General features: G+C 59.9%; 16 protein-coding genes and 5 pseudogenes. 12 read left to right on the top strand and 9 right to left on the bottom strand.

Annotated elements, in window-relative coordinates:
• Positions 1–29: 29 nt before the first annotated feature.
• From ACSKB9_RS17330 to ACSKB9_RS17320, 3 genes are read right to left on the bottom strand one after another with little or no spacing between them, the layout of a single operon-like run.
• Positions 30–1,040, bottom strand: coding sequence for a transketolase family protein (locus tag ACSKB9_RS17330; RefSeq protein ID WP_438074439.1), 1,011 nt, complete (start codon positions 1,038–1,040; stop codon positions 30–32).
• The gene (locus ACSKB9_RS17325; RefSeq protein WP_411781592.1) at positions 1,037–1,882 is read right to left on the bottom strand and encodes a transketolase; all 846 of its coding nucleotides are present in this window, start codon (positions 1,880–1,882) and stop codon (positions 1,037–1,039) included. Before ACSKB9_RS17325 ends, ACSKB9_RS17330 begins: the two co-directional genes overlap by 4 nt.
• A 20-nt stretch (positions 1,883–1,902) precedes the next feature.
• Positions 1,903–2,652, bottom strand: coding sequence for an SDR family NAD(P)-dependent oxidoreductase (locus ACSKB9_RS17320; RefSeq protein WP_411781593.1), 750 nt, complete (start codon positions 2,650–2,652; stop codon positions 1,903–1,905).
• Between the two features lie 138 nt (positions 2,653–2,790).
• Between ACSKB9_RS17320 and ACSKB9_RS17315 the strand changes: the two genes are divergently transcribed.
• The 3 genes from ACSKB9_RS17315 (at position 2,791) to ACSKB9_RS17305 (ending at position 5,863) form a co-directional block, all read left to right on the top strand.
• Positions 2,791–3,681: a LysR substrate-binding domain-containing protein gene (locus ACSKB9_RS17315; RefSeq protein WP_438080277.1), complete on the top strand. Its 891-nt coding sequence runs from the start codon at positions 2,791–2,793 to the stop codon at positions 3,679–3,681.
• A gap of 606 nt (positions 3,682–4,287) precedes the next feature.
• On the top strand, positions 4,288–4,596 hold the full coding sequence (locus tag ACSKB9_RS17310; RefSeq protein ID WP_438074436.1) for a helix-turn-helix domain-containing protein: 309 nt from the start codon (positions 4,288–4,290) through the stop codon (positions 4,594–4,596).
• The gene (locus ACSKB9_RS17305) at positions 4,586–5,863 is read left to right on the top strand and encodes a type II toxin-antitoxin system HipA family toxin (RefSeq protein ID WP_438080275.1); all 1,278 of its coding nucleotides are present in this window, start codon (positions 4,586–4,588) and stop codon (positions 5,861–5,863) included. Before ACSKB9_RS17310 ends, ACSKB9_RS17305 begins: the two co-directional genes overlap by 11 nt.
• A gap of 543 nt (positions 5,864–6,406) precedes the next feature.
• Here the strand turns inward: ACSKB9_RS17305 and ACSKB9_RS17300 are convergent.
• The 4 genes and pseudogenes from ACSKB9_RS17300 to rpoH all read right to left on the bottom strand — a co-directional run bounded on the left by ACSKB9_RS17300 (position 6,407) and on the right by rpoH (position 9,791).
• Positions 6,407–6,979, bottom strand: coding sequence for a hypothetical protein (locus ACSKB9_RS17300; protein ID WP_317248413.1), 573 nt, complete (start codon positions 6,977–6,979; stop codon positions 6,407–6,409).
• 394 nt (positions 6,980–7,373) lie between these two features.
• Positions 7,374–7,580, bottom strand: a pseudogene (gene groEL, locus ACSKB9_RS17295) (chaperonin GroEL); the annotation flags it as partial.
• A 177-nt stretch (positions 7,581–7,757) separates the two neighbouring features.
• A pseudogene (locus ACSKB9_RS17290) lies at positions 7,758–8,876 on the bottom strand (glycosyltransferase family 4 protein).
• Positions 8,873–9,791 (bottom strand): annotated as a pseudogene (gene rpoH / locus ACSKB9_RS17285) (RNA polymerase sigma factor RpoH). Before rpoH ends, ACSKB9_RS17290 begins: the two co-directional pseudogenes overlap by 4 nt.
• Positions 9,792–10,462: 671 nt before the next feature.
• Between rpoH and ACSKB9_RS17280 the strand changes: the two are divergent.
• From ACSKB9_RS17280 to ACSKB9_RS17260, 5 genes and pseudogenes are all read left to right on the top strand, one after another.
• A pseudogene (locus tag ACSKB9_RS17280) lies at positions 10,463–10,914 on the top strand (Hsp20 family protein).
• A 99-nt stretch (positions 10,915–11,013) separates the two neighbouring features.
• The gene (locus ACSKB9_RS17275; RefSeq protein ID WP_317248411.1) at positions 11,014–11,499 is read left to right on the top strand and encodes an Hsp20/alpha crystallin family protein; all 486 of its coding nucleotides are present in this window, start codon (positions 11,014–11,016) and stop codon (positions 11,497–11,499) included.
• Positions 11,500–11,615: 116 nt separating this feature from the next.
• Positions 11,616–11,978, top strand: a complete 363-nt coding sequence (locus ACSKB9_RS17270) for an SPW repeat protein (RefSeq protein WP_411781597.1) — start codon at positions 11,616–11,618, stop codon at positions 11,976–11,978.
• A 774-nt stretch (positions 11,979–12,752) separates the two neighbouring features.
• The gene (locus tag ACSKB9_RS17265; protein ID WP_411781598.1) at positions 12,753–13,391 is read left to right on the top strand and encodes a MarC family protein; all 639 of its coding nucleotides are present in this window, start codon (positions 12,753–12,755) and stop codon (positions 13,389–13,391) included.
• Between the two features lie 257 nt (positions 13,392–13,648).
• Positions 13,649–13,780: a hypothetical protein gene (locus tag ACSKB9_RS17260; protein WP_411781599.1), complete on the top strand. Its 132-nt coding sequence runs from the start codon at positions 13,649–13,651 to the stop codon at positions 13,778–13,780.
• 232 nt (positions 13,781–14,012) lie between these two features.
• Here ACSKB9_RS17260 and ACSKB9_RS17255 read toward each other — a convergent pair.
• Positions 14,013–14,261, bottom strand: a pseudogene (locus tag ACSKB9_RS17255) (hypothetical protein).
• A gap of 380 nt (positions 14,262–14,641) precedes the next feature.
• Here ACSKB9_RS17255 and ACSKB9_RS17250 point away from each other — a divergent pair.
• Positions 14,642–15,571 carry a Ku protein gene (locus tag ACSKB9_RS17250; protein WP_438074433.1) on the top strand — a complete coding sequence of 310 codons (930 nt, stop codon included), beginning with the start codon at positions 14,642–14,644 and terminating at the stop codon, positions 15,569–15,571.
• A gap of 20 nt (positions 15,572–15,591) precedes the next feature.
• Positions 15,592–15,846 (top strand): hypothetical protein, encoded by a 255-nt coding sequence (locus ACSKB9_RS17245; RefSeq protein WP_438074431.1) that lies wholly within the window; start codon positions 15,592–15,594, stop codon positions 15,844–15,846.
• Here ACSKB9_RS17245 and ACSKB9_RS17240 read toward each other — a convergent pair.
• The gene (locus ACSKB9_RS17240; protein ID WP_438080652.1) at positions 15,817–16,422 is read right to left on the bottom strand and encodes a hypothetical protein; all 606 of its coding nucleotides are present in this window, start codon (positions 16,420–16,422) and stop codon (positions 15,817–15,819) included. The genes ACSKB9_RS17245 and ACSKB9_RS17240 overlap by 30 nt on opposite strands.
• Here ACSKB9_RS17240 and ACSKB9_RS17235 point away from each other — a divergent pair.
• Complete coding sequence (locus ACSKB9_RS17235) at positions 16,421–16,855, top strand: hypothetical protein (RefSeq protein ID WP_438074429.1); 435 nt, start codon at positions 16,421–16,423, stop codon at positions 16,853–16,855. The genes ACSKB9_RS17240 and ACSKB9_RS17235 overlap by 2 nt on opposite strands.
• A gap of 178 nt (positions 16,856–17,033) precedes the next feature.
• Complete coding sequence (locus ACSKB9_RS17230) at positions 17,034–17,396, top strand: hypothetical protein (protein WP_438074427.1); 363 nt, start codon at positions 17,034–17,036, stop codon at positions 17,394–17,396.
• The last annotated feature ends 1,575 nt before the right edge of the window (positions 17,397–18,971 follow it).

The following is an 18,971-nucleotide window of genomic DNA, read 5'->3' as shown; positions in this document are numbered from 1 at the left end:
AGGCGAACTTGACGAATGGCGCTGCGCGCTTAGCGCAGCCAGCCCTTGATCTGCCTTGCAACTTCGGCAGTGGAAATGCCGTAGCGATCATGCAGCGTGGGAAGCGCCCCAGCGGCAAGAAACTCGTCGGGCAACGCGATCTGGCGGAAGGCCGGATGAATGCCGGAACGCATCAACAATGCCGCAACCGCCTCTCCGAGGCCCCCGATGATGGTGTGGTTCTCTGCGACGACGACGAGGCGGCCGGGCTTGCCGGCTTCGCGCAAGATTGCTTCGTGATCGAGAGGCTTGATCGTCGGTACGTGCAGCACGGCCGCATTCACGCCGTCGCTGGCGAGCTCCTTTGCGGCTTCCAGCGCCCTCATGGTCATGATCCCCGAGGAGATGATCAGGACTTCCCCACCATCGCGAATGAGGGATGCCTTGCCGAGTTTGAATTGATAGTTGTACTCGTCGAGCACAAGCGGCACCTGACCGCGCAGCAGTCGCATGTACACCGGCCCATGATGCGCCGCGATAGCGGGAACAATCTGTTCGATTTCATGCGCATCGCAGGGATCGATCACGGTCATGTTCGGCATGGCGCGAAACAGGGCGAGATCTTCCGCCGCCTGGTGGCTCGGGCCGTAACCTGAAGTGAGGCCGGGTAACGCGCATACGATTTTCACGTTGCGGTCTTCTTCCGCGATAGTCTGATGGATGAAATCGTACGCGCGACGCGAAGCGAACACCGCATAGGTCGTGGCAAAGGGCATGAATCCTTCAGCCGCCATTCCCGAAGCTGCACCGTAAAGCAGCTGTTCTGCCATACCCATCTGATAGTACCGATCGGGGAACTGCTTCGCAAAAATGTGCAGATCAGTGTACTTGCCGAGGTCGGCGGTGAGTCCCACGACCTCGGGGCGGCTTCGTGCCAGTTCGACGAGTGCATGACCGAACGGTGCCGGCTTCGTCTTTTGGCCCTCGGCCGCGATCGACGCGATCATCGCAGAGGTGGTGAGCCGCGGTTTCCCGGGCGAGGCTGAGATTGTCGACTTCATGACCTGTCTCTCGCATCAAGTTCTGCCAACGCCAGTTTCCATTCGTGCGCCTCGACTCGAATGAAATGGTTCTTTTCGCGCTGCTCTAAGAACGGAACTCCCTTTCCCATCAGGGTGTCAGCGACGATCACGCGCGGTTGCGGTTCGGTGTGCGAACTCGCCGCGTCAAAGGCCGCCACAACGGCGTCGAGGTCATTGCCGTCGACCCGGCGCACAAACCAGCCGAAAGCCTCTAGCTTTTCGACCAACGGCTCGAATCCCATCATCTGCTTCGAGGGACCGTCGGCCTGCTGGTTGTTGACGTCGATGATCGCGATCAGATTGTCGAGCTTGTGGTGTGCAGCCGACATCATCGCCTCCCACTTTGAACCCTCGTCGAGCTCTCCGTCCGAGAATAGCGTGAAGACGCGGCTTTTGGAGCCCTTCCGCTTCAACCCGAGGCCCATGCCGACCGCAATACTCAGTCCGAGCCCCAGGGAGCCGCCGGACATTTCCATGCCGGGCGTGTAGGAGGCCATGCCGGACATCGGAAGGCGGCTTTCGTCGAAGCCATACGTCTCTAGTTCGGCTTCGGGGATAATGCCGGCCTCGATCAGTGCGGCATACAGGGCGATGGCGTAGTGACCGTTGGAAAGAAGAAAGCGATCGCGATCTTCCCAGGTGGGTTCCTCCGGCCGGTAGCGCATCGCGTGAAAGTATGCGACCGCCAGCACGTCGGCGATGTCGAGCGCCTGCGCGATGTAACCCTGGCCTTGAACCTCGCCCATGCGCAGGGCATTGCGGCGAATGTTACGCGCGCGCTGCGAAAGGGTAGGTGCGTTAATAAGCGTAGTCGTGGTCATCCTTCTCTCCGTCGCCGCCCTCAGTGAATGAGCATCCCGCCATTGACATCGATCACGGCACCGGTGACGTAAGCGGAAAGATCCGAAGCGAGAAACGTGTAGATTCCCGCGACATCCTTCGCTTCCCCCAGCCTTCCGAGCGGAATGCCTTCCAAAACCTTCGCTTTCATTTCGTCTGTGAGCTTTCCGGACGTGATGTCGGTGCCAATCAACCCCGGTGTAACGCAGTTGACGCGAATTCCATCGGCGCCAAATTCCCGCGCCATGGCCTTGGCAAGCCCAAGGACTCCGGCCTTTGCCGCCGAGTAGTGTGGACCGCCGAAAATGCCGCCACCGCGCTGGGCTGATACTGATGACATGCACGCAATCGATCCGGCCTTGCGCTTCTGCATGTGCGGAATCACGGCCTGAGAAAGGAACAGTATGCCCTTGAGGTTGACGTCCTGGATTCGGTCCCAGTCGCCCGGCTTGATGTCCAGGAATTTCACCGGCTGGGTAATGCCGGCGTTGTTGATCAAGATGTCGATCTGACCGAAGTCGCCGGCGACGATTTCGACTGCCTTCAAGCAAGAGGTCTGGTCGGCGACGTTGCAAGCCACTCCAATATGGGCGTCGCCAAGGCCTTGCGCGGCGGCTTGTGCGGCGGGCCCGTCGATATCGAGGATGGCGACCCGAGCGCCCTCTTCGGCAAACCGTCTGGCGGTCGCAAGGCCAATCCCGCGGGGCGAAGCCGCCCCTGTAATAATAGCTGTTTTGCCGCGAAGCAGCATTCGATCCTCCCTGTATCTATTCTTCCAGGCGCCGCGATAGGCAGCCGGTCCTCTTGACCAAATTCCTAGGTCGGAGGCGCTTCCGAGACAAACGCGCTGTTGTCTTGGATATGTGAATCTGGTTCACTTATGGGCATGCTGTTGTCGAGTATCCCGATCTCGGCTATCCGAGCCTTCGAAGCGGCTGCGCGCACCGGCTCCTTCAGCAACGCGGCTGACGAATTGCATTTGACACCGAGTGCAGTCAGCCATGCGATCCGTAAGCTGGAAAGCACGATGAGCACTACGCTCTTCGAGCGAAGTGCACGTTCTGTTCGGCTAACGCCCGCAGGCAAGAACCTGATGCGTCATGCGGGAGCGGCTTTTGACAATCTGCGGCGTGGGATCGAAGAGGTTGCCGGCCGGGGACCGCAGCTTTTGAGGGTGCATTGTGCTCCAAGTTTTGCAGCACAATGGCTAGCCCCACGCCTGACGAAGTTTCTCGCCGCCGAACCGCAGCTTGAAGTGCGGCTCGCCGCCAATACCGAATATGCTCGTTTCACCAACGACGACTTCGATCTCGACATCGTCTACGGACCGCCTCGTAGCGAGGGTGTCGATGTGATCCCGCTCGGCGAAGAGACTGTCACCCCGCTTTGCGCCCCTGAGGTTGCCAAGAAGATCCGCAAGCCAAAGGATCTATTGAGCCAGGTGCTCATCCGCTCTGACGTGAAGCAAGTGCAGTGGCATCAATGGTTCACTGCGAATGGGCTCGAGCCGCCTGCCATTCACGGGATGCGCTTTGATCGTAGTTTCCTGGCAATAGCTATGGCATGTGGCGGAGTCGGCGTAACCTTGGAATCAACTCGTTTGGCCGAACGTGAAATAGAAGCTCGTCGCTTGGTGGCGCCGCTGGTCGGTCGTTCAACTGATATCCGCTATGTCGGCCACCATCTCGTCTTTCCTCGCGCCGGGCGTCAACGTCGGGCCCTTCGCGCCTTCGTGGATTGGATCACGTCAGAGCTCGCGCAGGCGGACAACAAGGGTTAATTCGAATTGAGCTCCCGATACCGCCAGCATGCTGCGTTCGCGTTGTCCAATCCGGCGATTTCGCTTCTGGCCCGTTCGAACCAATAGGCGAACTTTCAGAGCTCTCACGTCGAAATGAAGGGGCTGAGCGGGCGACCGCTAGTAAAGCTGTCGGCCTTTATTCCGAGTCCGTATTTGTCGATGGAATGAAAATGCTTGAGGGGAAAGGTCTGTTGAGTTCCTTGAGAGCAGCTACACCTCGACATATGGCTTTGATCCGGCTCATTCAGCCTAACTAGTTCGGATCCGGGTCCTTTTTCTATGAGTGCGTCTTCTCGGTCGAGTTGCCGCGCTACGTAGATCACCATCCGTCGGCGGCGACTATTAAAGGCCAACTAGTTCCGCACAGGCCTGTCGACGTACTCAGTCGTGTCAGCTGGAGATACCTCGGGATGGGTTCCCTGATGCCGTCTTCTGGCTGCTTAGGCGAGTTTCACACATAAAAGATACGTTTGGAGATCGTTTTGCGTCAAAATGATACGTAAACGGATCTTTCCCTTTGACATATTGAATGAATAATGATATCTTTAGGTATCTTTCAAGTGCTGGAAGATACGAAAACAGATCATGAAGCGGAACTCGGAAGCAACCCAACAGCTAGGACGGCTCCTCCGCGACGCAAGAAAACAAGCGGGGCTAACTCAACAGCAGGTGGCCGAACGCGCGGGCATTTCTCGGCCCCGCTACCGGGATATAGAGCAAGGCGACGCCGCTGCACGTGCGACCACGCTGATCAACGTCGCGCGTGCGCTCGGCATGGAACTGATGTTGATCCCACAGGCAATGGTACCCGGCGTCAACGCACTACTTCGCCCATCCGCAGGCGAAGACCGGCCGGCGTTTACTACCGATATGGATGATAATGATGAGCACTAGGGTCCGCGTCCCTAATACCATCCAGTCGCTGGATGTGTTCCTTCAAGACCTCAAGGTCGGAATGGTCGTGCGTACGCCGGGCGATTTCAACGCCTTCAGTCTCGACCCGGTCTATCGAGCCATGGCGAGACCCCCAATATTGAGTTTTTCGTTTCGCTCGGCCGATGGTGGCCTTCGCAAGGACCCGAAGCCGGCAGCGCACATGCTGCCGGCGTTCTTCGCGAACATGTTGCCCGAGGACAAGCTCCGCGAGGCAATGGAAAAGCACCACGCGGGAGCGGTGAGGCAAGGAAACGATTTCGACCTCTTGGCTGCGCTTGGCGCAGACCTGCCGGGAGCTGTGCGCGTCTTACCGAGCGACGGCAGCACCACGATTGCGGCTCAAGAAAATCCACGTGAGATCAAAGCGCGCTTTTCTTTGGCGGGAGTTCAGATGAAGCTCTCCGTAGTGAAAAACACCGGCAAGGGCGGTGGATTGACCTTGCCCATTGGCGACGAGGAAGGTCAGTACATCGCAAAATTCCCTTCAACCAATCTTGTTGGAATGTCTGAAAACGAGTTTGCCATTCTGGCACTGTCCGAAATCCTCGGAATGGACGTGCCGGAACGCGAGCTTGTCGAGAAATCTGATTTCGAGGGCATCCCCGAAGAATTTAATACCCTTTCGACTGGCAAGGTCCTGCTCGTGAAGCGCTTCGATCGGGGCCCGCAAGGCGCCCGAATTCATATCGAAGACTTCGCTCAGATCTTTGGCCGGCAGCCATCCAAAAAATACGATGACGCATCGTACCACGACATTGCATCCGCGCTGAACATGGCGGTGTCGACCGACGCCGCACTCGAATTCATTCGCCGGCTGGCGCTTGCCGCGCTTGTCGGCAACGGCGATATGCACTTGAAGAATTGGTCTACGATATACCCAGGCGATGGTTGTATTCCAGCCATCGCCCCCGTTTACGATGTCCTATCGACCACCGCTTATTTTCCAAAAGACGATTTAGCCCTCTCATTGGGTGGCGAGAAGTCCTTCAAGGCGCTCACTCCGGATCGCTGGCGAAAGCTCGCCAACCGCGCACGGCTACCCGAACCCGCTGTCATCTCGACCGTCGAGGAAGTCGTTTCGTCAGTGAACGATCATTGGTGGCATCTCCCAGAAAGGGATGTCGTTCCCGCCGCCGTCCTCGAAAAGATCGATGCCAAAATCGAAGAAATGAGCTTGGTTCTAGATCCGAGTCACATTCCGAAATCTTCGGTGCCTAAACCCTAGGGTTGGCGCGTTCGGAACTAAATTCCCGCCGGCGCGTTGGTTGTCGACGCTGGCCTACCTATAAAACCGCTGCTGGCGTCGTCGCGCGCACGCTTGATGGCCAGTGGTCGTTAGAATCGACCACCTGTCGCTTGGCGCGGAAGTACCGCGCCGCATTCAATTCATGACCGATTTTAATCCGTCGCATCGCTGAGCGGGTGCGCTTTAACCTTTGCTCCGTCGAACTCGGAGAACTCGGACGATGGCTAAGTCGCCGCAACGAAAAGAGTATCCGAGAGGTCAGCCCGGAATTTGCTGCTTTTGCTGATAAAATTGGCTAAGCTGCACCGGCCTCGGCATGCCGTTCATGCCGACATCCAGCGACTCAACCTGTCGAGCGCGTTTCAGCAACGCTTCCTTTTATGTATCTGTGGGCAGGCCTTTGGCCTCGGCACGAAGGCGGATTGCTTCGTCGGCAACCCGAATGGGCTTTTTCGACTTGGCGTCCTTGAGTTCATGCTTATTGCCACACAGGTGCCCATGACCTACTACCTCTTATGTTTGTCATGCTGCGCTCTTTTCTTCCGCTTTGGCGGCTGTATTCTCGAGAACGAAGGGCGCGCGCACGCCCGCGCTGAATGCTTCTGCACATTCGAGCGCCTCTTTCACGCGCGCGGACGGGTCAGTCCATTCGCGAGTTGAGCGAAGCGAGCCGAGCGCGATCAGGTCGCCGCAGCCGCAGGCGTCAAAGCCGTGTGACGACTCCCCGACTTGAAAGTCATCAGAAATATGGAAAAGGCGGCCAGAATACCCCACCAGAAAGCTGCCGCCTTTCTCTGCCCCCTCTCTAATGCGCGCAAATCCGCCCTCTTTCATCCGCGCGCGGGCGGCGTCGATAAAGTCAGTGACCATATAGGTCATCACGTCGATACCGACGCGCCGTGCGGGCGGATGAAATTTGAATGCGAGAAGTTGGCCCATGCGGAACGACGACGTGAATCCCATCACGAAATCGCCATTGCGAAAAACCTTGCGGTCATTGCGGACCACAAGCGCAAGACGCTCCGCGCTGACGCCAGCGCTATCCCCGCCGATGAAGACTTGGCCTTTGTCAACAAGGCCGACGATGCAGGTCATTCAAAGCCCCCAGCTAGGTGTAGTGGGTGCGAGCGCTAAACGGATAAGCATGCTTGAGTTTGAGGGCTTCTTCAACCGTTTCGCTCCAATAAGCTGATCGGTCTTCGCCCGTGTACTGGACTTGAACGATCTTCCCATTCTGATTTTGTGAGCCGAAGCTCCGCGCTATCCTGTGCCACATGGTTTGGGGCTCGCCTCCCCCTTGAAATGGTAGTAGCGCGGTTCGCGTGATTGAGTATCCTGGCGTGGCGATACAACAGCGCGAGCCGTCGCCACGCCAGGCGGTTGGTAGCAAGCCACAAACGGCACAGCGCCGCCCGCTTAAAATACATACGAACGGCGCTGGCATCGCGCACCAGGAGGGAGAGCAAAATCCTGGCCCATTTGATGGGCTCAAATCACGGAAAGGATCGGAAACGCTACTCCGTTCAGCGACCGTGACACCGTCCTTGGGGATGCGCGGCGCGCCGAAGGATTTGTCCAGCACGACGTTGCGGCCTTTCGGCCCGAGTGTCACCTTGACGCCGTTTGCCAGCGTATCGACGCCGCGCAGCATGCGGTCGCGAGCTTCCGCAGAGAATTTTACCTCCTTGGCAGCCATGACGTTCTCTCCTTTTCCCTTCAATGACTGTCAGCTCGACAGCGCCGGCAGAAGTTTCCGCGATGACGTTGGCGCGACAACGCGGAGCCGTCGCCTGGGTGATCTCAGGCGGGACGGCGCAGCTCTCCTTGCCGATTTTCCGCAGTGCTGTAGGTCCGTCCCTTCAAGTTACTCGGCTTACGCGGCCGTGGGCGATTCCGAGGCCGTGTCCGTGGAAGCCGGCCGAACACGCAGCGAGTGCCGATAGCCGGAGCTGGGCGTCGGAAGCCTGCGAACCATCCTCTGGTAAATTCGGCCGTACTCCGCCGCCATGCGGGCGGAGGAGAAACGTTCCTCGAACCGGGCGCGGACGGCCTTGCGGTCGAGCTGCAGCAACCCGGGAACGGCGCGCACCGCCTCGTTGACGTCGGACACGACGCGTCCGGTCAGTCCGTCCTCGACGATTTCCGGGACCGACCCGCAACGGAAGGCGAGCACCGGCGTGCCGCAGGCCATGGCTTCAATCATGACCAGGCCGAATGGCTCCGGCCAGTCGATTGGGAAGAGCAGCGCGGCCGCTTCGCCGAGAAATTCGCTTTTGGCTTTCTCATTGATCTCGCCGATGAACTCAATTCCTGGCTCGTTCAGCATCGGGGCGATGACGCCGCGGAAGTAGGCGTCGTCGGCCTTGTCGACCTTCGCTGCTATCTTGAGCGGAAGGCCGGCTGCCCGCGCAATCGCGATGGCACGGTCGGGACGTTTCTCCGGTGAGATCCGGCCGAGAAACGCCAGATAGCCGCCTTTCGGATTGTAGCTCGGAATGTGCAGATCGAGCGGAAGGCCATGATAGACCGTCGCTACGAAGTTCGCGCCTGGAAGCGGCGACCGTTGCGCGTCCGAGATCGAAACCAGCGGCATGTCCGCAAACCGGCGGTAGAACGGCATATGATCAGGAAGATCCTGCCTGCCGTGCAGCGTGGTCAGCGTCCTGCCGCGTTCAGATCGGAACAGCGGAAAATGCAGATGAGTTCGGTGTGGAAGTGGAGAATGTCGAACTCGTCGGCGCGCTCGCGCACCTTGTCGAGCATGATCATCTGGTGGGGAAGAGCGTCGCGGACGTCGGGGTCGAGGCGCAGCGCGCGAGACGTGCAGGGGTCGAGCTCGGCGGAGGTGATGGAGTCCTCGCTCGCGAACAGCGTCACTTGGTGGCCTTGTCGGACCAACTCCTCGGTCAGCCAGGAAACGACCCGCTCCGTTCCTCCATACAGCCGGGGCGGGACGCTTCTCGAATAGCGGGGCTATCTGTGCAATCCTCATTTCTGTCTCTCCGCAGAAGCCGCTGCGCCAGACGGGGGCCTCCATCCGCCGGGAAAGCCAGGAGGCAATCCATCCAAGTGAGCCCCGAGCGCGTCCCTGATCTTTTGTAGTGCGCGAACCTCGATCTGGCGGATGCGCTCGCGTGACACGCCGAAAGTGGCGGCGAGCTCCTCCAGGGTCTTCGGCTGTTCGGCCAGGAATTGCTCGCCCACAATATGGCGCTCGCGGGGGTCGAGGAGCGCGAGCGCGTCGTTCAGTGCGCTCCATGTCCGGTTGCGATCCTCCGTTTCCGATAGCAGGATTCCGGGTCCGGGGCCGGATCAATCAGCCAGTCCTGGATTTCCTCGGACCCATCCTCCCGCGTGATGGGCAAGTTGAGCGAAGTATCACCCAAATCCGCCCGTTCATCTCGACGACCTCACGCGGAGCTACTTTCAGTTCGCCCGCGATATATTCGGCCTGCTGCGGCGATAGGTCGACTTCCTCGCTTGCAGAAATCCGATTTTTGAGTTTTCGCAGGTTGAAGAACAGCTTCTTCTGGGCTGCAGTGGTGCCTATTTTCACCAGCGACCAGGACCTGAGAATGTATTCGTGGACCGTCGTCTTGATCCACCACATCGCATACGTCGCGAGCCGAACGCCTTTCTCGGGCTGGAAGCGCTTCACCGCCAGCATCAGGCCGACATTCGCCTCAGAGATCAGGTCAGCGACGGGAAGGCCATAGCCGCGATACCGCAGCGCCAGCTTGGCGGCCAACCGGAGGTGACTTGTGACCAGGCGATACGCCGCATCGCGATCGCCGTGTTCGTGCCAGCGGCGAGCGTGCATGGCCTCGTCCGCCGCACTCAGCAGCGGAAATTTGCGAATGGTGGCGAGGTAACGGGAAAGCCCGCCGTCCGAATGGATCGCGGGCAGATTCGGATAGAACCGACAGGGTGCTCATTTCCAATTCCTCCTCAGAGCGAAGTGGGTTGAGCTACCGAGCATGGCTTGGGCCCGGAAACGGCGCCCGTCATGCCGGCGGCGTCCACAGAATGTCGAAGCCGGCGGTTTGTTCCTTCGAGATTTGAAAGTCGACGAACCAGATTGCCGGGAGCACGGGCCCTGCCGATAGGGGCGTGGACGAAGCAACTGGAGCCGCTCGGTATCGTGCGATGTTCGGCTTGGTGGCTATTGGACCGGGCGTCAGAGCGGCATCGCGGCACGACGCCCGAAGTTGTCACGGCATGACGGTTAAAGCTTGTGCTGGCGAAGTCGTGCAGCTGTCCGCCGTAGGGAAGCCCCGCGCGGCGTCAAGAGGCGTCAAGAGGTGAGAGCTCGGAATGGCGGATCGCGCGGGTTAGTTGCGCAGCGCCGAACGTGGCCACCCGCGGCCGGCGCTGATGCGGTGCGCGCGGTTCTCTCGAGGTCGGGCCAGGGCAGAGGAAAAATGCAATTCGTGCGCGGGTGCCGCCCTTGAAATCACCCGAGACCCTTCTAGTTCTTGTGGTGCCACAGGTGTGGCGCCGGATGCCGTCAGGGTCCGGCCGAGACCGCCGGAAATCCCGGCGTTGCCTCTATCCATGTTGCTCAAGGAGGATGTGGTTATGAGAACCTACGAAATGTCCCCGTTCTGGCGTTCGAGCATCGGATTCGATCGCCTCTTCGACCTCGTCAACAACGCGACGAACGACAGCGACAATTATCCGTTGTACGATATCGCGCGTACCGGCGAGAACCAGTACCAGATCACGCTGACGCTGGCGGGCTTCAGCCCGGAGGAGATCACCATCACCGCCGAGCCATCGACGCTGATCGTCCAGGGCCGCGAGCCCAACAAGGGTAATCGCGACTACCGTACCAGGGAGTCTCCCTGCGGCCGTTCAGGCGCGTTTTTAACCTGGCGGACTATGTCCAGGTCAAGGATGCGACTTTCGAAAACGGCATGCTGACGATCACTCTGGTTCGGGAACTGCCGGAGGCGATGAAACCGCGTCGCATCGCGATCAAAACCGCCGGCAACAACAACCTGCAAATCGAGCAGAAGCAGACGGCCTAACGGAGTTCCGTTCGAGGTTGTCGGACCGCTTGTGCGCGGCTTGGCCGCGCGCGGCGGAGCTCTGTCCAGTGAACATGAAGAACAGAGAGGAGGACAACTATGGCACTACGCGATCTCATTCCGTGGAACGACGGCTCTCGTGATCTGAGCTTGCAGCGCAACGAGCCCAATCCGTTCCTCGCGCTTCACCGCGAGATGAACCGGCTTTTCGACGACGCGTTCCGCTCGTTCGACATCACTGCGTTCAGCTCCCAGGCGATGGGCTGGCCGAAGCTCGAGGTCAAGGAGACCGCAAAGGAAGTCAAGGTTATCGCTGAACTTCCCGGTCTCGAAGAGAAGGACGTCAACGTCGAACTGAGGAACGGCATGTTGACGATCAGCGGTGAGAGGAAGAGCGAGACCGAAGACAAGGAGCGCCGCTTCAGCGAGCGCTACTATGGGCGCTTCGAGCGTTCGATCCCGGTTGACGATATCGACCAGGATAAGGTCGGAGCGTCGTTCAAAAACGGCGTTCTCAGCGTAACGCTGCCGAAGCTACCTACCGCGCAGCCGAATGTGAAACGGATCGCCATCAACGGCAAGTAACCGCGGGGCGGGCGGGAGTCTTGTGCTCTCGCCCGCGTCGAGCCCATTGCCAATCAACAATGACAAGTCAATCGAACTCGAATGAATGAGAGGAGCCAATGTAAGGAGTTGCAACCATGAACACCGCCTGGAAAAAGGACATAATCGCTAATGTGGTCAACCTTGCAATCGGCCTGGGCTTGTTCGTATCGCCATGGGCCATCGGATTCGCCGCTGAAAGTCCCACGAACTGGAATGCCTGGCTGAGCGGCATCCTGATCGCTGCGCTGGCTGTAGCAGCGCTGGCGCTCTTCGCCGAATGGCAGGAGTGGATGGCACTTGCCGCCGGCGCTTGGGTCGCCGTGTCGCCCTGGGTGCTGCTCTTCTCGGCCAAGGCAACGGTGACACCGCTCCATGTCATCGCCGGAATCCTGGTGGCGGCTGTTGCTGCCCTGCGAATCTGGCAACTGCACCAGAGCCATCCGCGTGTGATGGCCTGATGCTCGGCGAGGGAGGTCGCTGCCAGCCTCCCTTCGCATTTTATCTGCGAGACTGCGCCAATTTGCTGGCCAAGCTTGTTGCCCGCGAGATCAACCATGATGGGTGCTGCAGTGAAAGGGAACATGCCAATAGCTTCTCAGTCGGCCCTTGCGCCAAGCAGAGAAGCCGTGCCGCTGACTTCGTGCTTGTACACGCTTGATAAGAAGCGTCGCCGAGTGCTTGTGGGCCTTACTCCCGAGGAGACGACCGAATTCGAACTGTTGGATACTCAGCTTCCGCTCGATGGCAAGCCGGCTTGGAGGCCTTCCGTTCTACCGCTCTCTCCAAAAGAGCAGCGGTGGCTGGAGCTATTCCGAAGAATGGAGGCCGCGCGGAAGCAGACCGCTGCCTGAAATCGATTGCGCGTGGTGAGTATGGAGGGTTGGCCGAAATTAGCGTCCTTCGCAAGAATGGGATCTTGGGCAAGGAGCCTGTTCGCCGGCATGAGCGAGAAATGCCGCGCACCCAGCACAGTGAACGACGGTGCGCAGCGGCAACCAGGTCCGCAGATCCTCGCGCGAAAGGCACCGCCCGGGCCCTCAAGCGACGACGGCCGGGTGGATGATTTTTCTCTTCCGGAAGGATTGAGAAGACCGCGCATGGGACCCCTCAACAAACATACTGGCCGCAGGCCCAATCGGCGATCCGAACTTCGCCGTTGAGCACGGAAACATGGCGCTCGCCGGCTTCCCAAAAGCAGGCTGCTTTGGGGGAGGATTCAGGGTAAGCCCGTCATGCTCACTGATTTCACCATCACCGCCTTTGCAACCCTGTTTGTGGCGATCGGACCCATCGATACCGCGATCGTGTTCGGCGGCCTGACGGCGGGCGTTCACCGGCCCGAGCGGTTTCGTCTGGCCTGGCAGGCCGTCCTGATCGCCGGAATTGTCCTGCTCGGGTTTGCACTGTTCGGCAATCGGGTGCTGGCCGCGCTTCGGGTTTCTCTGGATGCCTTTCGAGTTGCGGGCGGCATCCTGCTGCTGTTGCAGGCCATCCAGATGATCTTCGCCCATCCCTCAGGCCTGTCTTCGCTCACCGCGCTCGAGCGGCGTGAGGCGATGGCGCCCGGCGACATCGCGATTTTCCCCCTGGCATTTCCGGTGATCGCGGGACCGGCCGGCCTCACGGCGGTCGTTCTGCTGATGGGGCAGGCCGCCGGTGACCCCCTCGGCTCGATGATCGTACTGGTGGCCATGCTGCTGTGCCTTCTACTGACCTATCTCGGTATGATCTTCACGGACGTCTTGCACCGGGTGTTGAGGGCCACCGGCGCCAACGTGCTGGCGAGGCTCGCCGGCATCCTGCTGGCGACCCTCGCGGTCCAATTCATTTTCGACGGTATTCGAGGCGCTCGGCTCCTCGCAGCCGAGTGAAAACCTGATGCGCCCCTCGCTTTTGACTTATCTCAACGTTTGACGGCTTCCTGGTCGCACCCTCGGGGGCGGGTCGACCACCCGCAACGTCAGCGAAACCCGGATTTCAGTATCTGGCGGGTCCGACGTCAAGCACCCGGAAAACTTCCCATGACGCGCTTGTGCCCGTCCGGCAAACGGCACTACGCAGGCCGCGGCGGGGAAGTCATGTTGCTGCTGCAGCGGTCCGGAAGCCGTGCCCTCATTCCGGGCGGCCCATGAAGCTTGTCCGCGACGAAACGGCAACGAGCCCGCAGCGCTATGTCTGCCCCGATTGCGAGGACGATCCGCTGCACGATCCTGTCGCCCGGAAGTGGATCGAGAGCTCGCTGAAGCCGCCGGCGAAATAGCTGGCCCGGAATATTCGGTGCTAATCCGGATCCCGATCAATTCTCAGGGGCTCGATGGCCACTTCCGTTTCGGATGCTTCGTGCGGTCCGTTCCACCACTCGCCGTTGGCATCCAGCTTGAGCGGCCGCTCTCTCACTCCTGAAATGTCGGCTGTTCGTACCCTCGCAGCACGACTCTCCGTTCGAACGGCTGATCCTTCAACAGTTCGATCAGTTCACACTTCCGCGAGGCTCACAGCGCGCTCAGATCACCCGGCACGTCGCCGAATTTCCGGATCACCTTGGCATCGCCGAATTCGCCGGTGGCGGGATTTCCGCTGCGGGCTGAACGTGACCGCGCCGGCGCAGCCGGGCTTTTACGAGAGCGCCTCGGCTCGCATCACCGCGGTGTTGGCGCTCAGGCACTCCACTGCTTCGCCGGCCGCGACCCGTCGTCGGCGGCCACGAAGGGTAGGGCGACGTAGTAGGTCACCTCGGACATCTCAGTCGTCCTCTACGATCGCGCGAGAGGTCGAACCGGCCGCGCGAGTAGCCGGCAGAAACCGAAGCGCGGGGCTCCTCGACCTGCGCTTCGAGAAAACCGTTGGCCACTATCAGCGTCCGCCTCGCGGGGATCGCCGCCGCAGGCCGCAATGGCCGGGTCGGCAGCGAGCTCCAGATCTTCGGCGGGGAGGGCGCGGAAGGTTCGGGCGCAGCGGGTATACCCAATGTTCCCTTTTTGTTCGCGTGGAGTCAAGCACCCGAACGCGGATTCGGCCGCTTCGACGCCCGGTTGACGATGAATTCGCGAGGAAGGCTGGCGGGATGTCGGAACTGCCGGCGGCCAATCGTCTTGAATCAAATCGTAACGGAGTTCTGCGTATGGCCCCGCGCGCCAATTGGAAAGGCTTCCTTCGGCTGTCGCTCGTCACCTGTCCGGTCGCGCTCTATCCGGCCACCTCGGAGTCCGAGAAGATTTCGTTCAACCAGCTCAATCGGAAGACCGGCCACCGGATCAAATACGCCAAGGTTGACGCAGACACCGGCGAGGAGGTCGAGAACGAAGACATCGTCAAGGGCTTCAAGGTCGACACCGACACCTACATCGAGGTCTCCAAGGAAGAACTCGAGAACGTCGCGCTGGAGTCCACCCGCACCATCGAGATCGACGAGTTCGTCGACCGCAGCGAGATCGACCCCCGTTACCTGATCCGACCCTACTACCTGCGTCCGGACGGCAAGGTCGGGCACGACGCCTTCGCGGTGATCCGCGAGACCATCCGCGAGATGGACAAGGTCGCGATCGGCCGCGTGGTGCTGACCAACCGCGAGCACATCATCGCGCTCGAGCCGCTCGACAAGGGTCTCATGGGCACGCTGTTGCGCTACCCGTACGAAGTCCGGGATCCGCAGGAATATTTTGACGAGATCCAGGACGTCAAAATCACCAAGGACATGCTCGACCTGGCGAAGCACATCGTGAACCAGAAGTCCGGGCAGTTCGAGCCCGAGAAGTTCGAGGACCAGTACGAAACTGCGCTGATCGACCTCATCAACCAGAAGCGCGCCGGCAAGCCGATCACGCCGAAGGAGAAGCCGGCCGCCGGCAACGTCGTCGATCTGATGGAGGCGCTGCGCCGGAGCGTCGGCGGAGCGACGGCCAAGGCCGAGGCGCCGAAGAAGCCGGCCAAGAAGCCACGCAAGGCGGCCAGCGGGCAGAAGGAGATGCTGATGGCGATCGAGGGCAAGAAGCCGGCCAAGGAGGCGACGGCGAAGAAGCCTGCGGCCAAGCCGCAGCGCAAGTCCGCCTGAAGGCAGAGCAGGAGAGCCGCATGGATATGAAAGAAGCCTCGGCGATGACGGAAGCCTCTGGGCTTGTGGACGATCAGGATGGCAGCGGGCCCGCTGCCGGCGCGATGCCGGGCGCCTCGGCGCAAGTGGGAGGAAGCCCTCGGCCATTCCAGTCTCCCGCGCCGGAGGCCGCGATGCGATGGGCCGACCAGTTGCGCAAGGTGACCGCTAAGGCTCCATTGCAGTCGTTGTTCGTCGCGTTCCTGCTAGGTGTTTGGGTCGCGCGCCGGCGCTAATGGCGTCGACTCATAACGCGCGGCCGGCCATAGCCGGATAGATGTGAATGGACAAAGGCGAGGTAGTTGGTGGCGAACCTGTCGCAGCGCGTCGCCACCCGACGACATTGTTTGATCTGGTTGAGAACCGTTCGACTTGCTCCCTCTCATCCTACGCAGATTTATTAGCTCTCTTTTGAGTTTTTTATTCATGACTAGGTGCCGACAAAAGCGAAGACGAAGCAATTGCCATCGCCCAGACTTGCAGCTTGTTTCAAGGAGCCGGGCCTCATCATGCCCGGTCGAGCGAAAGCGCTCGGCCTTGTCCGCGATCATCTGCGTGCCCTCAGAGCGCCAAAGCGCCTGGACCCCGGAGGCTCCCGAGGGCGTGGTCTCGTCCTTTGCGATCGCGATCGAGTTGCCCTGGGTCGGCTCCAGGTTGCAGAAACCGAGCAGGTTCTGGTCGTCGAAAACGAGCGCCCAGATCTGCTCGCGATACTCGGTCGGCACCAGGAAGCCCTCGCCGCTGCCGCCCTGGTTCTGCTGGAAATTGGTCGGCGCTGCGCCGAGGCGCGGATCGAGGCCGCAGCCCGTCATGGCGGTCCGAACCAACCGCCAATTCCGCGACGCTGCGGAAACCGCCGGTCCGCTCCGGATTGATATCGTTGACGACGGTCGCCAGCGGCGGACCGCCGAGCGCGGTCGAAAAGCCGAACAGGGCCGTGCGGCGCAACTTCTTTTCATCGGCCGCGATCTGCTTGTCGAGCTCGGCGACCTCGGCCTCGAGCGCGTCGACTTTGGTCTCGAGCTCGCCGACCTGCGAAGTCTTGGCGTCGGTCAGGGTTGCCTTGCCCCGCAGCGTATTGAGCTGCTCGAGCGCGGTTTTGCCTCCTTTGCCTTATTGGCGCGGGCGGAGAAAGAGCCCGCGTTCCCGCTGTCCAGGCGACGGCGCGGGTCGAGCAACTCAGGAACTGAAGAAAGAGGCGTTACACACCCCGCGCGCTTTGCGCGGTACCGGCGGTGGTTCTAGCCGGAACGATTCATGATGCTGCCGCTTCTGGAAGCGGCTGGACTTGATCCGGTAGTGTGGAAACGAAGCGACCTCGGCCTCGGCGACGCCCCCTCGCGCTGAGGCCTTTTTTGGCTCGGGCGGCCGTGGTCGGGAAAAAACAGAAGAGATTCACTTTTGCTAAAGACCTGACGAGCGAATGGTCCGAACCATTGTGCCTGCTGCTGTCAGCGATGTGCTCGTCAGCGCCGTGATTAAAAGCCGCCATCTCGGCTCGAGCCCGGCTCTGGGAAGATACCGAATCTGCCTCGCTGCAACATTAGGAGCGTCGCGCAAAATGAACGAGTTTTATGACTGCTGCAAACACGCTCTCAACATTCTGTCCGAACTTCACGCTTCCGAGAAAGAATTGGTTGGCAAGGGCGTCATCTTGTCCGATGGCAAGGCCGGTACAATTGATCACGTCTTTGTAGACGACATTCACGGGCTTCGGATTGGGACTGGGGGACATGAAGGCCGATGGCCAATCGCAACGATCAAACAACTCGAAGAGGAGCGCTGAGGGAGCGGTCAGAAATTTCTCCGGGCTGTAACCGATGCTAATGACACCGACCTGGTCGGCTGCGAAAACCGGCTTCTATCGGGAGGATAGAGCAGTGGAACAAATGAATGGAGTGGAGCGGACTTTCGCGTCGGTCACAGCGCTGAGCTTTTTGATTCTGGTCGCGAGCATGACCGCTTACGCGCTAACCTAGTGAATGCATCGAGAACCATTGGAGGTTCTTTCTGAATCATAACAATTGTAATTCTCGGAACTGGGCGTTTCACTGATTATCAGAGTTACTGGGCGGGATACCTTTTCATTGCACGGTTTATTCAGACCCAGTGGGGCGTCACTTATTTCGGGAAGGCGGCGCAAATGCATAGTGAAGCAGGCCCCAGCGAATGCGCTCGCTGAGGTCTTTCCTGCATTGGGCACGATAGCGTGCATAAGTCCGTGGGCTCATTCAAATGCTGGTGCCGACCTGCGGCGCGAGCTCGGCCGCGTCGAGCGCTGCTGCAACATGCCGCCGACGACCTCGTCGAGCGTTGCGATCCTGTCGGCCGTCGGTGGCGAGCATATCGCCACGGGATGCTTTGCAGTCAAGATCGAGAGCGCAAGAACGCCTAGCTGCCTACATCGCTGAGAAGTACAGCCCGGCGCGTCGTATCTCGCGCTGACCAAGAATGAACTGGAACTCAACGCAGTTCGATCAGGCATCGCCCATTCCGATTCGCGCTGCGCGCCAAGTCGGAAGGGTGCTGAAATATGTTCCATTCGGACAGATCGAACAGCCCGACTACCGCTTCTACAGCTGAGAGACGAACGGTGGCCACCACGTGCTCAGTATGAGGAACGTGTGAGGCTGATCGAGCCTATGGGCGCTCCGTGAAGGGTAATGAATTACTATGCGATCTGAGATTGTTGAAATTTGGCCCGACGAGGTGACGGTTCGTTCCATCGATGCGCTTCTGAGAGAGAATTGGCTCTTGGATTTCCAGCCTGATGTTGCGCGGATCGGCGCAAGATATCCTGAGATCGAGACGCTTCTCCGACGTTATGACGAAGCTCATGAGCGGGCCGCACAAAAGGCGGGGGAGCGGTAAGGTAGCGCGATAAACGAATCGCTCAACGCCAGCGACGACAAAACTGCATCGTTCCTGACATCGCGCCTCGGTGTTTCCGAAGCGGTTGCTCGCGGCTGGATGATCGCAAACAGAAAATGGTCTGCGGCAGAAGCACTCTAAACGGTTTTGTGTCGGAGGTGGCATCATGAGCGTGCGCGACGGCGAAATCTATATGGTGGAGATCACTGCGGAATCGTTGCTTATATGCGAGGTGAAATCGCTGACGACTACGCCACCGCCGCCTCCGCCGCCACCAGCGGGCGGTTTCGATGGCCCTTCGCTGAACGTCACGCTATCTAACGGGAATCTGTGGGCTGACCACATCGATGTCCTCCCAAAGAGAGCTATCCTTCAGGAACCAGAGGGAGTGCGCAAGGGGCGGCCTAATTGCCCATGGATCGCATCGCGTTATCAGTCATCTGCCGACGATAAGATGCGCGCTCGTTGAAACGGGGCGGCAGCGAACGCC

The organism is Bradyrhizobium sp. BR 1433, assembly GCF_051547665.1.
GTDB lineage: Bacteria > Pseudomonadota > Alphaproteobacteria > Rhizobiales > Xanthobacteraceae > Bradyrhizobium > Bradyrhizobium australafricanum.
Note: the sequence above shows the minus strand (reverse complement) of the source record. Positions and strands in the feature narration are given on the sequence as shown.

Excerpts from the sequence above, each read along its gene's own strand:
- ACSKB9_RS17320 (WP_411781593.1), bottom strand. The coding sequence starts at position 2,652 with ATGCTGCTTCGCGGCAAAACAGCTATTATTACAGGGGCGGCTTCGCCC.
- ACSKB9_RS17310 (WP_438074436.1), top strand. The coding sequence starts at position 4,288 with ATGAAGCGGAACTCGGAAGCAACCCAACAGCTAGGACGGCTCCTCCGC.
- ACSKB9_RS17270 (WP_411781597.1), top strand. The coding sequence starts at position 11,616 with ATGAACACCGCCTGGAAAAAGGACATAATCGCTAATGTGGTCAACCTT.
- ACSKB9_RS17305 (WP_438080275.1), top strand. The coding sequence starts at position 4,586 with ATGAGCACTAGGGTCCGCGTCCCTAATACCATCCAGTCGCTGGATGTG.
- ACSKB9_RS17240 (WP_438080652.1), bottom strand. The coding sequence starts at position 16,422 with ATGACGGGCTGCGGCCTCGATCCGCGCCTCGGCGCAGCGCCGACCAAT.
- ACSKB9_RS17300 (WP_317248413.1), bottom strand. The coding sequence starts at position 6,979 with ATGACCTGCATCGTCGGCCTTGTTGACAAAGGCCAAGTCTTCATCGGC.
- ACSKB9_RS17230 (WP_438074427.1), top strand. The coding sequence starts at position 17,034 with ATGGTCCGAACCATTGTGCCTGCTGCTGTCAGCGATGTGCTCGTCAGC.
- ACSKB9_RS17245 (WP_438074431.1), top strand. The coding sequence starts at position 15,592 with ATGGATATGAAAGAAGCCTCGGCGATGACGGAAGCCTCTGGGCTTGTG.
- ACSKB9_RS17275 (WP_317248411.1), top strand. The coding sequence starts at position 11,014 with ATGGCACTACGCGATCTCATTCCGTGGAACGACGGCTCTCGTGATCTG.
- ACSKB9_RS17250 (WP_438074433.1), top strand. The coding sequence starts at position 14,642 with ATGGCCCCGCGCGCCAATTGGAAAGGCTTCCTTCGGCTGTCGCTCGTC.
- ACSKB9_RS17235 (WP_438074429.1), top strand. The coding sequence starts at position 16,421 with ATGGCGGTCCGAACCAACCGCCAATTCCGCGACGCTGCGGAAACCGCC.
- ACSKB9_RS17330 (WP_438074439.1), bottom strand. The coding sequence starts at position 1,040 with ATGAAGTCGACAATCTCAGCCTCGCCCGGGAAACCGCGGCTCACCACC.
- ACSKB9_RS17260 (WP_411781599.1), top strand. The coding sequence starts at position 13,649 with ATGAAGCTTGTCCGCGACGAAACGGCAACGAGCCCGCAGCGCTATGTC.
- ACSKB9_RS17325 (WP_411781592.1), bottom strand. The coding sequence starts at position 1,882 with ATGACCACGACTACGCTTATTAACGCACCTACCCTTTCGCAGCGCGCG.
- ACSKB9_RS17265 (WP_411781598.1), top strand. The coding sequence starts at position 12,753 with ATGCTCACTGATTTCACCATCACCGCCTTTGCAACCCTGTTTGTGGCG.